The following is a 13104-nucleotide window of genomic DNA, read 5'->3' as shown; positions in this document are numbered from 1 at the left end:
CTCAAGCTGCCTGTTTTGCCGTGACGAATGCCGCAAGGCTGGCCACGTTGGTGAAATGGTTGCGGGTGTCTTTGGCATCGGCGTCGATCTTGATGCCGTATTTTTTCTGGATCGCCAGGCCCAGTTCCAGCGCGTCCACGGAGTCCAGGCCGAGGCCTTCGCCGAACAATGTCTGCTCGTCGCCGATGTCCTCGGGGCTGATGTCTTCCAGGCCCAAGGCATCGATGATCAGCAGTTTGATGTCACGCACCAGGCTAGCGGTGTTCAGTTCGCTCATCTGCGGCGAGCTCCTTAATGAAATAGTCATGCAAATAATCGTTGAGCTTGCGCGAAGCCTGCGGTGCGGGGCCTTGCGCGGCGAAGGTCTGTGGGTCTATATCGGCCCCCACGCGAAAACTGAAGTGCACGCGGCGATGGGGGATGCGATACCACGGCTCGGCTTTGGTCAGGGTGGTCGGGCTGACCTTGATGATCACCGGGGTAACGATTTTCGCACCGCGCAGGGCAATTGCCGCCGCCCCCCGATGAAAGGCCGGCGCCTGCCCCGGCTGGGTGCGGGTGCCTTCGGGGAAAATGATCAGGGTCTGGCCGTCCTGCAATGACTGCGCGGCGGCGTCGAGCATGTCCATGCTGCCGTCGTTGCTGATGTACTCGGTGCGGCGCAGCGGGCCACGGGTGAACGGGTTTTCCCAGAGGGTTTTTTTCACCACGCAATTGGCGTGGCGCACCAGACCGATGAGAAACACCACATCGATCAGCGACGGGTGGTTGGCGATGATCATCTGCCCCGGGCGACCGAGGCGCTCGGCACCCTCAATGTCGTAAGTGAGCACGCCGGTGCGGGCCATGAAACGCACGAAAAACCAGAACAAGCGACTGACCGTACGCCGCGCGCGCAGGCGATGGACCAGCGCGTCACCGGGCAGGCAGCCGAGCAGCGGAAATACCAGCAGGCGCAGACACAGCCCGCCGAGCCCGAACAAGGCGAAGCTCGCAGCAGTGGCCAGCAGGCGCCAGTAGTAGGCGTCGCGGTGTTTGGCGGTCACGGGTTGCGATGCCAGGTCCATACACGATTTTTCCACGCATGTTGGCAGTCAGGTTGCTGGCCGAGCAGGGTTCGCAGCAGGTTGAGCGCGTGCGGCCAGTGCGCCTTTGACCGGGTTTCGGTGCTGCTGTTCAGGGTCAGCCGCCAGTCGGTACCGGGCGTGAGCAACAAGCCCAGCGCATAAGGGAACGGCACATCATCGACCCACTGCGAATACGCCTCGGGCGGCTGCTCTTCGGTGATCACCAGCAGCACCGCCGGGGCGCCTTCATCAAGCAATGCCGCCGCTTCGAGCATGCCATGTTCCAGACCATCGCCAGCCGCCGCGAGGGCGGTCATTTCGCTGGTTTCACCGCGCATGATCGACCACAAACCGATGATCGCGTTATGCACCGACAGGCTGAATTGGGTCGGCGACAAGGGCTGCTCGGTGGCCAGATCGCGGAGGATTTCAAACGTGCGGGGGGTTTCGCCGTGCCGCGAGACGAACACCAGCGGCAGATTGTCCCGCCCGTCGGCCAGCGGCCAGCCAACGCTGAAGGCCATCCGCGCCAGGCGGCTGAGGCGGCGGCGCTGCATGGCCGGCAGAAACGACACATCGGGCGCGGCATCACTGCTCTGCAGCACGACCGGTTGTCGGCTCCAGGCCTGCCAGGCGTCCACGCTGTCGAGCCCCGGGGCCCACGCGCGCCATTGGGCGATGTTGAAGTTGATCACGGACATTCATCCCGCCCCTGCGGGCTTTCGTTGACGCGTTGAGTCGCCAGCGCCGCAGCAGGCTTGGCTTGGCGCAGGGCGCCGGGTGGCGCGCATTATCCCGGTGCGACGGGTGTGTAGCAAATGTTGGTTACATTTTGCCCAACAAAATGTACCGAGCGGTTCGCTGTATGGCTATCACTTGGCCATTACCCAGATTTGACGCGGCGTGTCTGTCAGGTGTCTCCGTAATGGCTGGCGGTTTTTTCCATGCCTGGGCGTCGATTTTTACACCTGACGACGTAGTCCATGTCGGTGAAGGTAGCGAAGCGCGGTCACCGCCAACTACACTCGGTCATTCTTTGATACACGGAGGTTTGGTCATGCGGCGCGTGGTGTTCAATCAGAAAGGTGGCGTGGGCAAATCCAGCATCGCCTGCAATCTGGCGGCGGTCAGCGCCAGCGAGGGTTATCGCACGTTGTTGGTCGACCTCGATGCCCAGGCCAATTCCACTCAGTATCTGACCGGGCTCACCGGCGATGACATTCCGATGGGCATCGCCGATTTCTTCAAACAGACCCTGTCCTCCGGGCCGTTCTCGAAAAAGAATCAGGCGGACATCTATGAAACGCCGTTCGACAACCTGCACATCATTACCGCCACCGCCGAGTTGGCCGACCTGCAGCCCAAGCTCGAGGCGAAACACAAGATCAACAAGCTGCGCAAGTTGCTGGACGAATTGTCCGAGGACTACGACCGGATTTATCTGGATACCCCGCCGGCACTGAATTTCTACGCGGTATCGGCGCTGATTGCCGCGGATCGAGTGTTGATCCCCTTTGACTGCGACAGCTTTTCACGTCAGGCCCTGTATGGACTGATCGCCGAGATCGAAGAGTTGAAGGATGACCACAACGAAGGATTGGAAGTCGAAGGCATCGTGGTCAATCAGTTTCAGGCGCGGGCCAGCCTGCCACAGCAGATGCTCGATGAGTTGATCGCCGAAGGCTTGCCGGTACTGCCGGTGTACCTGAGCAGTTCGGTGCGCATGCGCGAGTCGCATCAGGCCAGCATGCCGCTGATCCACCTCGATCCACGGCACAAGCTCACGCAGCAGTTCGTTGAACTGCACAATCTGCTGGAAGGCCACTGATTCCCCGACTCACACGCAAATCCTGTGGGAGCGAGCCTGCTCGCGAAGAGGCCGGCACATTCAACATCGGCGCTGAATGATCGACCGCCTTCGCGAGCAGGCTCGCTCCCACAGGGGGATCTGTGGTGGGTCAGATGCCTTGGCTACGCAGCCATGCCATCAACTGCGGCAATGGAAATGCACCACTCTGGCGCGCCACTTCCCTGCCGTTTTTAAACAGAATCAGACTCGGAATCGAGCGAATCCCCAACTGCGCCGACAACTGCTGGTTCGCTTCGCTGTCGAGCTTGGCCAGCCGGCACTTGCCTGCCAGCTGCGCCGCAGCCTGTTCGAACACCGGCGCAAACGATTTGCACGGCCCGCACCAGTCCGCCCAGACATCCACCAGTAACGGCAGATCGCCCTTGATCTGACTGGCGTAATCGCCTTGCTTGAGTTCGAAAGGCTTGCTCAGCAGTACCGCAGATTTGCAGCGTCCGCACTTGGGTTGATCGGCGAGACGCTCGGCTGGAATGCGGTTGACGCCATTGCAGGAGGGGCAGGGGATGAGGAGTGGGGTGGTCATGATTGGTTCTCTGATAGACAGTCTATAGAACTGATTTGGAGTCGATCTGCCAACTTATCAATGTCGCCACTGCTCACATTTTTCTCAAAACAGTTCCGGGATCGATGGCTAGTCTGAAGACCAATTCGGCGTTTTACGCTTGTCGTGAGGAGATCGCTTTGTCTTTATCCGCGTGCTACTTTTGTTGCACTAATCCAGAAATCGATGATTCCTATGCATCAAATCGGAGCGACATAATGTCCGTAACTTCCAAGATACGCCGCCAAGGCGGCGCTGCCGTCATTACGATTCCGCCCACGCTTTTAAAGTTGTTGCATCTGGAGGTTGGCGCACAGCTAGAGCTGAATGTGGTCGATGGCGAACTGATTGCTCGTCCAGCCGTAGCCGTTACGCGTAAGCGTTATAGTTTGTCAGAGCTACTCGAAGGCGCAGAAGAATTGCAGAAACTTAACGCCCAGACTAGCGAGACCCTTGAAGGTGATTCTGTCGGCCGGGAGCTGGGTTGATGGTGCGCCGACAGCCCCCTCAGCGGGGTGACGTTTACTGGATTGATCCAAACCCAGTGGCGGGGCGGGAGATGATGAACAGACATCGCTTTGTGGTGATCACGCCCAGAGAGATCAACGCATTGGGCGTGAGCATGACGGTGCCTGTTACTAGCGGTGGGAATTTCAGCCGGTATATGGGTTTGGCGGTCGCCATTACTGGCCACGAAACCAATGGTGTAGCGGTGTGTAATCAGGTTCGCAGTTTTGACATAGAACAACGGGTACGAGACGGCACGGCCAAATTCATCGAGCGACTGGATGACGTGACAATGTCTGACATCGTCGACCGTGTAATCAGTGCAATCGACCCGCTAAGCTGAAGCGCCTACGAAGAACAACTGATCTCCAAATGCTTTCCCCACTCCGGTGGCCGCTCGGCGTAACCCTCCATCCCCGGCTGCTCCTCAAACGGTTTGCTCAGCACCGCATGCAATCGGCGCACCTCGGAATAGTCGCCTTGCTCGGCCGCATCGATGGCTTTTTGCGCAAGGTAATTGCGCAGGATGTACAGCGGATTGACTGCATGCATCCGTGCGCGGCGTTGTGCCTGATCGGCATTGCCGTCGCGGGTAACCCGGGCGACGTAGCGTTCGCCCCAGGCATCGAAACCTTTGATATCGACAAAATCGTCGCGCAGGCGGGCGATGGCCTGTTCGGCTGACTCTTCACCGAGGCGGCGGAAAAACAGCGTGTAGTCGACGCCGCTGTTCTGCATCAGTTGCAGCAGGTTTTCCAGCAGTTGCTGGTCCTCCTCCTCGGCGGTGGTGAAGCCGAAGCGACGGCGCATCAGGTCGAGGTAGTGCGCCTGGAACAGCGGCAGGTACAAGCCGAGGGTTTCACGCAGGGCTTCGACGCTGATGAATGGCGTCAGTGCCTGGGCGAGGGCGCTGAGGTTCCACTGCCCCACCGGCACCTGATTGCTGAACGAGTAGCGGCCCTGATCGTCGGAGTGGTTGCAGATGAAATGCGCGTCGAAGTCATCGAGGAAGGCGAACGGGCCGAAGTCGAAGGTGATGCCGAGGATCGACATGTTGTCGGTGTTCATCACGCCGTGGCAGAAGCCATAAGCCTGCCACTTGGCGATCAGCTCGGCGTTGCGCTCAACGATTTCGCGAAACATCGCCAGATACGGTTCCGGCTGTTCGAGGCATTCGGGGAAGTGCGTCGCCAGCACATGCTCGCCGAGCTGTTTCTGCTGCTCGGGTCGCTTGGTGTAGTAGAAATATTCGAAGTGGCCGAAGCGGATGTGGCTCGGCGCCAGACGCAGCACCATCGCCGCGCGTTCCTGCTTTTCCCGCCAGACGGGCGTGTCGGAGCCAATCACGCAGGCGGCCCGCGAAGACGGGATGTTCAGCGCGTACAGCGCTTCGGAAGCGAGAAACTCGCGAATCGATGAGCGCAGCACCGCGCGACCATCGCCCATGCGCGAAAAGGGCGTTTGCCCGGCGCCCTTGAGGTGCAGGTCCCAGTGCTCACCAGCGTTGTTGTACACCTCGCCCAGCAGCAGGCCGCGCCCGTCACCTAGTTGCGGGGTATAACCGCCGAACTGATGCCCGGCATACACCATCGCCCGTGGCTCGGCGTCGGCCCACAGCTTGTGGCCGCCAAACAGTTGCGCGAATTCTTCGGTTTCGGCGCTGGCCGCATCGAGATCGAGCAAGGCCAGAGCGGCCGGGCTGGCGACCACCAGACGCGGATTGTCGATCGGTTCGGGCAGCACGTGCGCGGAGAACGCGTCGCCCAGCCGGGCAAAGCGGTTGTCGAAAGTCAGTTCGTCGAGGGCTTTCACGGGCCGGCTCCAGCAGAATGTCCGAGCATTCTGCTGGGACCATGTCGGTTAGTCGAGTTTGCTCGGTGGCGGTTCCGGCAACGGTTTCTGTCCGTCGACGATCGGCACGATGGTTTTGTTCTCGGGCTCCACAGGCACCATCTTGTATTCCTGACCGTGGAGGTTCTTCAGATAAACCTCCATCTGCCGGAACGAGATGTTGATGTGCTGCTTCTTGAACTCGCGATTGATGAAGCGGTTGACCTCATCCAGCACCGGGTTGCGGTCACCGAGATCGCGCACATGCATGCGCAGTTCGTGGTCGAGGGTGCTTTCGCCGAAGTTGAGGAAGTACACGTGTGGCTCAGGTTCTTTGAGCACGCGCGGGTTCTCCCGAGCCGCTTTGAGCAGCAACTCCTTGACCAGATCCAGATCCGAGCCGTAGTCGACGCCGAGTTTCAGCGTTACGCGGGTGATGGTGTCGGTCAGCGACCAGTTGATCAGTTGCCCGGTGATGAACGTTTTGTTCGGGACAATGATGTCCTTGCGGTCGAAGTCGGTGATGGTCGTGGCGCGGATGCGGATCTTGCTCACCGTGCCCGACAGGTTGCCGATGGTGATGGTGTCACCGATCCGCACCGGGCGTTCGAAGAGGATCATGATGCCGGAGATGAAGTTGGCGAAGATCTCCTGCATACCGAAACCGAGGCCCACCGACAGCGCTGCCACCAGCCATTGCAACTTGTCCCAACTGACGCCGAGGGTCGACAGGGTGGTGACAAAACCAACGCCGGCAATCACGTAGGACAGCAGCGTGGTTGTCGCATAAGCGCTACCCTGGGCCAGATTGAGTTTGGACAGCACGAACACTTCGAGCAGACCGGGCAAGTTGCGCGCCAGCGCGAAGGTGATGCCGATGATGATCAGCGCGCCGAGCATGTCGCCGATGCTGATCGGCACCATGCTCATGTTGGCGCCGGTACCGCTGGTGTATTCGTAAAGGGTGATGTTGTCCAGATACGAGAACACCGAAATCAGGTCCGACCAGACCCAGTACAGCGCCGCAATGAAGCCGCCGAGCAGGGCCAGGCGGATCAGACGCAGGGACTGTTCGTTGACCTTTTCGATGTCCAGGGTCGGCTCTTCGATCACCGCTTCGCCGTCGCCAGCTTCTTTTGCCGCCTGCCGTTTGGCCAGCGCGCGCTGGTAAGCCAGACGCCGCGCGGCAACGCTCAGGCCCCGTACGAAAGTGGCCTCGATCACTAGCCAGAACATCAGCAGGTACAGGGTGTTGATCAAACGGTCGCTGAGTTTCAGCGCGGTGTAGTAGTAGCCGAAACACACCGCAACAAACAGGGCGATCGGCAGCAGGGTGAACATCACGCCGACGGCTTTGCGGAACAGCGAAGCGTTCTGGTGCGTCGGGCTGCTGATCAGCAGGCGACTGAGCAGCCATGCCATCAAGGCGTAGCAGGTCAGCACCACCGGCATGCCGAGCACGTCATCGGCCAGCGCCGCCGGTTGCAACTCGGCGACGGCCACCACGGCCACCAGCGCCATGACCACAAGGCCCAATCGACGTACCCAGCCCTGAAGGAACTCGACCTGCGGTTTTTCCCAGCGGAAGTGCAATTCCGCCACGCCACCCGGCGCAAGAATACGGTACGCGGTGTAGAACACCAGCCAGGCCTGGCCCATCTGCAACAGCGCCGCGCCCATGTTGGCGTTCTGCCCGCGCGCGTCAATCTGCAGGGCCAGACCGCACAGCGCCAGACCCAACGCCACCGGCATCGCCAACAGAATGTTGATCAGAATCGCCTGCGGCGTGTGCCACTGGCTATCGCGCTTGAAGTGGCCGATGTCCTGGTGAACCTTGTTGAGTCTTCCGTACAGCGCTTTGCGTCGCCACAACAGGGCGCCGATCAGCAGCGCCAATGGCAGAAACAGCAATGGCCGCTGGGTCAGGCCGTCAGTCAGTTCGCTCAGACTCGACGCCCAGGGCAGGGTGTTGACCTGTCGCTCGAGACGCTCGGGCACGCCGCGCATCCATTCCACGTCCAGCGGCTTGTTGCTGGGGATCCAGAACATCTGTTCGTCGAGGGTCGCGCGCAGGCTTTGCGCGGTGCTCAGCAATTGTTTCTGGTTGAGCTGCAGGGTGATCGATTCATTGAGCATCGCGCTCAACTCGCGGTTCAGCCGCTCGAGCAGATCAGCACGGGTGTTGGCCAGATCGAGCAGGCTTTTGCGCAGTTGCGGGGTGACCTGCTCTGGCGGCTGCGTGGCCAGCAGATTGTCGACATAGGTCGCCGGATTGCTCAACAGCTCCCGCTGCTGGCTGACATCGAACTGATACAGGCGAATATCGGCAATCTGGTCGGCGAGGTCGCGGTCGACCTTCAAGTGCGGCAGCGCCTGCTTCTGTTTGTAGAGAATTTTCGACAGCAGCAGGCTGCCCTTGAGCACGCTGATCTGTTCGTCCAGTGCCGAATCGCTCTGGGTCAGGGTGTCGAGTTGCTGTTTGGTCTGCAGGTTCTGCTGCGTGACTTCGTTGAGACGGTCGGTGCTCTTGAGCAAATAGTCGGAAAGCTTGAGATTGGTCGCGCTCTCGCTCGCCAGCAGGCTGCTGCCGCCGGCCTTCTGCGCTTCGATCGATTGCTGGGTAACGGTTTCCTGCGACTGCGCCAGACGCTTCTGGTTGATCAGGGTTTGCAGTTCCTGGATCTCGCGGTCGAGGCGATCGGATTTCTCCGAGAGCAAGTCATGCTGAGCGTTGCCCAGATCCTGCAACTGGGTGTTGCCTGCCAGTTCCTGGCGGCGCAATGGAATCAGTGCATTGAGTGCGGCCAGTTCGGCGTTCAACTGGTCGCGCTGTTCGGCGGTGACCGTTTTGCCCGTGTCCTTGCCGGATTTGAGGATGGTGTTGATCTGCTGGATGCGCGTCTGGCTGGCGGAAATCTCCGCCTGCGCACGCTCGGGGCGAGTCTGCGCGGTGATGATCAGACTGTTGGCTTCGGCCAGGGCTTTTTGCAGATCGCTTTGCTGGGTCGAGCGATCGGTGAGGATCTGCTCCAGTTGCTGGATCGACTCTTTCGGAAAACGTTGCGCTACCGGCACCGGTGCGGTGGCCTTGAGGCGGCTCAGTTCGCGGGTATTTTCAATCGTCTGCTTCGGCGCGTTGGCCAGCTGACGCTTGAGATCGATCAGCTTCTGCTCGTAATCACGCTGGTTGTTCAGTTGATTGAGGGTGTTCTGCAGGACGGTCTGCAGGGTCTTCTTGTCGGCGTCCGGCAGTTTGCTGTCAGCCAGCTTGTCGAGGCTGGCCTGCACGGCATCGCTGGACGGTGGTTCGGCAGCATGCAGCGGGCCGACGACAAGACTGAGGCCCAGCAGGGCCGCGGCGAAAAAGGAGCGCAGGGTAGGCATAGAGACCGGTCAAGCAAGTGAGAGTGGAAGCAGTTTAGAGGAAGAGTCCGGGGCCCGGGCGACTTCCTTCGGGGAATCTGACGCCCACTTTGCCGATCTTGTTCCCGTCCATGACCGCAACCGTCCAGTGGGTGTTGTTCCACTCCACCTGGTCGCCGACGATGGGGGCGCCCCCGACTTTTTGCGCGATGAACACGCCCAGGGTCATGTCCGGATCGATGCCTTCGGCCGGCAAGCCATACAGCGCTGCAACCGCTTTAAGCTGGGCGTCTCCTTCAAGCACGAAGTCGCCGAAGAAGCGCAGATCGAGGCCACGTTGCGGCGCCTGGCTGAACAGTTTGCCGAGGGCCGACAAGTTGTGTTCATGGCCAATAACACACAGCAAATCATCGACTTCCAGCACCGTACTACCCGACGGATGGAGCAGTTGCTGGCCACGAAACAGCGCCGCGATGCGTGTGCCCTCGGGCATTTTCAGCTCACGCAGGGGCGAACCGATGCACCATTTCTCCGCGCCGAGCTTGTAAACGAACAGCTCCCACTCGCTGGTGACGTGCACTTCCAGTGCCGCCCGGGATATCGGCGCGGGTTCTGGCGGAACGGTCACCTTGAGCAATTTGGCCACCCACGGCAGGCTCGTGCCCTGCACCAGCAGCGACACCAGTACGATGAAGAAGGCCAGGTTGAAATACAGCTGCGCTTGCGGCAGCCCGGCCATCAGCGGGAACACCGCGAGAATGATCGGCACCGCGCCGCGCAGGCCGACCCAAGAAATAAAGGCTTTTTCACGACCATGGAAAGCCTTGAACGGCAGCAGGCCGACCATCACCGACAGCGGCCGCGCGAACAGGATCATCCAGAGCGCCAGACCGAGGGCGGGCAGGGCGATCGGCAGCAGATCGTGGGGCGTGACCAGCAGGCCCAGCACGAGGAACATGCCGATCTGCGCCAGCCAGGCCATGCCGTCGAGCATATGCAGAATGCCGTGGCGGCTGCGCACCGGGCGGTTGCCGATCACCAGACCGCACAGATAGACAGCGAGGAAGCCGCTGCCATGCAAGGCGTTGGTCAGCGCGAACACCACCAGACCGCCAGCAATGATGAGGATCGGATAGAGCCCGGCGGCGAGATTGATGCGGTTGACCAGTTGCAGCATCACCCAGCCGCCGCCCAGACCGATCACACCACCGATGCCGAACTCGCGGATCAGGTGGGTCAGCAGACTCCAGTGCAAGCCGGTTTCGCCGCTGGCGAGCATGTCGATCAGGGTCACGGTGAGAAACACCGCCATCGGGTCGTTGCTGCCGGATTCGATTTCCAGACTGGCGCTGACCCGCTCGTTGAGACCCTTACCGCCGAGCAGCGAGAACACCGCAGCGGCGTCGGTCGAGCCGACGATGGCGCCGATCAGCAGGCCCTGAATCAGATTGAGGTCGAACAGCCACGCAGCGGCCATGCCGGTCAGCCCGGTGGTGATCAACACCCCGACCGTGGCCAGCGACAGCGCCGGCCACAAGGCCACGCGGAAACTCGACACCCGCGTACGCAAGCCGCCGTCGAGCAGGATCACTGCAAGGGCGAGGTTGCCGACCAGATAGGCCGTCGGGTAGTTATCGAAAATGATCCCGCCACCATCGACCCCTGCCGCCATGCCGACCGCGAGGATGATGACCAGAATCGGAATGCCGAGACGTGAAGAAAGAGAACTGACAAGAATGCTTGCGCCTACCAGCAACGCGCCGATCAAGAACAGGCTGTTGATGGTCGTCGCATTCAAAGGCAGTACTCCAGAAGCGTAAAGACGGGGGCACAAACTGACCATGCAGTCTGCGTGCCAGCGATTCTAACCTGTTGAAATGTGATGCTGTCAAAAAGGTTTTCAGGGTGCATCAGGTTTTGCGGCAGGCGGAGGATTGCGGCCCTCACCCTAGCCCTCTCCCGGAGGGAGAGGGGACTGACCGAGGTGTTTGTGCAGGTTACACCGACTTGCAATATCGAGCCGAACTCAAAATCTGAAAGGCCCTCAATCTGCTCCCTTTCCCCCTCGCCCCCTTGGGGGAGAGGGCTGGGGTGAGGGGGTAGCCTTTGATCTTAGAGGCTGAACCGCCCAACCATGTTGTTCAGATCCAGCGCCAGGCGCGACAGCTCATTGCTCGCCGCGCTGGTCTGATTGGCGCCGGTCGCCGATTGCACCGACAGATCGCGGATGTTGACCAGATTGCGATCGACTTCCCGCGCTACCTGCGCCTGCTCTTCGGCAGCGCTGGCGATGACCAGGTTGCGCTCGTTGATTTCGACGATGGCGCTGTTGATCGTGTCCAGCGACATCCCGGCGCCACGGGCAATATTCAAGGTCGATTCGGCGCGCTCGGTGCTGTTGCGCATCGAATCCACGGCGTGTTCGGTGCCGCTCTGGATGCTGCCGATCATGCGCTCGATTTCGCTGGTCGACTGCTGGGTGCGATGGGCCAGTGCGCGCACTTCGTCCGCCACCACGGCAAAACCACGACCGGCCTCACCGGCACGGGCCGCTTCGATCGCTGCGTTCAATGCCAGCAGGTTGGTCTGGTCGGCGAGGCCACGGATCACGTCGAGCACCTTGCCGATGTCGCGGGATTCATTGGCCAGGTCGCCGATCAGCGACGCGGTGCTCTGCACATCGGCGCTCATGCGTTCGATGGCGCTGACGGTTTCCTGCACCAGATCACGACCGTCGCCCGCCGAGGTGGTGGCGTTTTTCGAGGCTTCCGAAGTGCTGACCGCGTTGCGCGCGACTTCTTCGACAGCGCTGGTCATCTCATTGACCGCAGTGGCCGCCTGCTCGATTTCGTTGTTCTGCTGGGTCAAGCCGCGAGCACTTTCATCGGTGACGCTGTTCAGCTCTTCTGCGGCAGACGCAAGCTGTGTGGCCGAACCGGAGATGCGCTGCAGGGTATCGCGCAGCTTCGATTGCATCTTCGCCATCGCCGCCAGCAAGCGCCCGGCTTCATCTTCGCCATCGACATGGATCGGCTGGGTCAGGTTGCCTTCGGCGATGGTTTCCGCCGCCTCCAGTGCCTTGGAAATCGGCTTGGTAATGCTCACGGTCAGCAACCAGGCGAACAGCAGGGTCAGGCCGCTGGCGATCACCAGCAAGGTCACCACCAGATTGAACGACATCGAATACTGATCCTTCGCGCCCTGGTCGGTTTCGGCGATCTGCTGGGTGTTGATCTCCAGCAAGCGCGCCAGCGCGGTATTCACCGCTTCCGAATTGCTCAGCAAATCGCTGTTGAGCATCTGCCGCAACTCGTCGATCTGATTGTTGCGCGACAGGGTTTTCATCCGCGCTTCGAGCTGACGGTACTGCGCCAGCAATTGCACGTACTGATCGTACGCCGCACGTTCCTGCGGGCCTTCGATCAGTGGCTCGTATGCGCGTTGCGCATCGGCGATCTGGCGATTGCGCAGGTCGAACAGTTCGATGGTTTTCTGCTGCACGTCGGGTTCGCGGTTGATCAGCAAACGATAGGAGAGCACGCGCAGGCGCAGGGTCAGTTGGGTGAATTCGTCCAGAGCCTTGATCGACGGCACGCTGGCGGTGGCGATGTCTTCGCCGGCCGCGCGGATCTTGCTCATCTGGTTCAGCGCAAACACGCCGAGGATCAACATCAGGCCGCCGATCAGGGCGAAGCCGGTGAACGCCCGTGGGGCGATGTTCATATTGCGAAGGGACATGGGCGGATACCGAAAAGGGCCGCATCCATGCGGGCTGAGACTGCTGCATGGGTGACTTATCGGTCATACGACTAAAGTCTTGAGGTGGTGTGCGTATTTGTCGCAGACAGGCTTGAGCGACGAAGTGCAGGAACCAGATCGACCAATCACAGTCTTTTAAACTCGCGAGAAGCTTCGCCACCCAGGAA

At 60.6% G+C, this 13104-nt stretch carries 10 protein-coding genes and 2 pseudogenes; 3 read left to right on the top strand and 9 right to left on the bottom strand.

The annotated features are described in order from the left end of the window. Position 1: 1 nt before the first annotated feature. From AC0Z5Z_RS06835 to AC0Z5Z_RS06825, 3 genes are read right to left on the bottom strand one after another with little or no spacing between them, the layout of a single operon-like run. A complete protein-coding gene (locus AC0Z5Z_RS06835) occupies positions 2-277 on the bottom strand; it encodes a phosphopantetheine-binding protein (RefSeq protein WP_039756723.1) in 276 nt (91 codons plus the stop codon). After that, positions 255-1067: a lysophospholipid acyltransferase family protein gene (locus tag AC0Z5Z_RS06830; protein ID WP_041477597.1), complete on the bottom strand. Its 813-nt coding sequence runs from the start codon at positions 1065-1067 to the stop codon at positions 255-257. Before AC0Z5Z_RS06830 ends, AC0Z5Z_RS06835 begins: the two co-directional genes overlap by 23 nt. Continuing rightward, the gene (locus AC0Z5Z_RS06825; RefSeq protein ID WP_041477598.1) at positions 1043-1768 is read right to left on the bottom strand and encodes a beta-ketoacyl synthase chain length factor; all 726 of its coding nucleotides are present in this window, start codon (positions 1766-1768) and stop codon (positions 1043-1045) included. Before AC0Z5Z_RS06825 ends, AC0Z5Z_RS06830 begins: the two co-directional genes overlap by 25 nt. Before the next feature lie 356 nt (positions 1769-2124). Between AC0Z5Z_RS06825 and AC0Z5Z_RS06820 the strand changes: the two genes are divergently transcribed. Further along, the gene (locus AC0Z5Z_RS06820) at positions 2125-2895 is read left to right on the top strand and encodes a ParA family protein (protein ID WP_056787407.1); all 771 of its coding nucleotides are present in this window, start codon (positions 2125-2127) and stop codon (positions 2893-2895) included. Between the two features lie 130 nt (positions 2896-3025). Here AC0Z5Z_RS06820 and trxC read toward each other — a convergent pair whose 3' ends face one another. Beyond that, positions 3026-3460, bottom strand: a complete 435-nt coding sequence (gene trxC / locus AC0Z5Z_RS06815; RefSeq protein ID WP_130911754.1) for a thioredoxin TrxC — start codon at positions 3458-3460, stop codon at positions 3026-3028. Positions 3461-3696: 236 nt separating this feature from the next. Here trxC and mazE point away from each other — a divergent pair, with 236 nt between their 5' ends. Continuing rightward, complete coding sequence (gene mazE / locus AC0Z5Z_RS06810; protein ID WP_315435182.1) at positions 3697-3966, top strand: type II toxin-antitoxin system antitoxin MazE; 270 nt, start codon at positions 3697-3699, stop codon at positions 3964-3966. Then, positions 3966-4328, top strand: coding sequence for a type II toxin-antitoxin system toxin MazF (gene mazF / locus AC0Z5Z_RS06805; protein WP_056787412.1), 363 nt, complete (start codon positions 3966-3968; stop codon positions 4326-4328). The genes mazE and mazF overlap by 1 nt, the downstream gene beginning before the upstream one ends. Before the next feature lie 5 nt (positions 4329-4333). Here mazF and selO read toward each other — a convergent pair whose 3' ends face one another. From selO to AC0Z5Z_RS06780, 5 genes and pseudogenes are all read right to left on the bottom strand, one after another. Next, a complete protein-coding gene (selO, locus tag AC0Z5Z_RS06800; protein WP_485610898.1) occupies positions 4334-5797 on the bottom strand; it encodes a protein adenylyltransferase SelO in 1464 nt (487 codons plus the stop codon). Between the two features lie 48 nt (positions 5798-5845). Further along, positions 5846-9199 carry a mechanosensitive channel MscK gene (gene mscK, locus AC0Z5Z_RS06795; RefSeq protein WP_095181005.1) on the bottom strand — a complete coding sequence of 1118 codons (3354 nt, stop codon included), beginning with the start codon at positions 9197-9199 and terminating at the stop codon, positions 5846-5848. 34 nt (positions 9200-9233) lie between these two features. Further along, positions 9234-10976, bottom strand: coding sequence for a potassium/proton antiporter (locus tag AC0Z5Z_RS06790; RefSeq protein WP_056787420.1), 1743 nt, complete (start codon positions 10974-10976; stop codon positions 9234-9236). A gap of 314 nt (positions 10977-11290) precedes the next feature. Beyond that, a pseudogene (locus tag AC0Z5Z_RS06785) lies at positions 11291-11890 on the bottom strand (methyl-accepting chemotaxis protein); the annotation flags it as partial. Positions 11891-12193: 303 nt separating this feature from the next. Next, a pseudogene (locus tag AC0Z5Z_RS06780) lies at positions 12194-12850 on the bottom strand (MCP four helix bundle domain-containing protein); the annotation flags it as partial. Positions 12851-13104 lie beyond the last annotated feature (254 nt).

This window comes from Pseudomonas sp. 1L-E-NC-VB-C3 (assembly GCF_057291535.1).
This window is presented reverse-complemented; position numbering and strand designations above follow the sequence as displayed.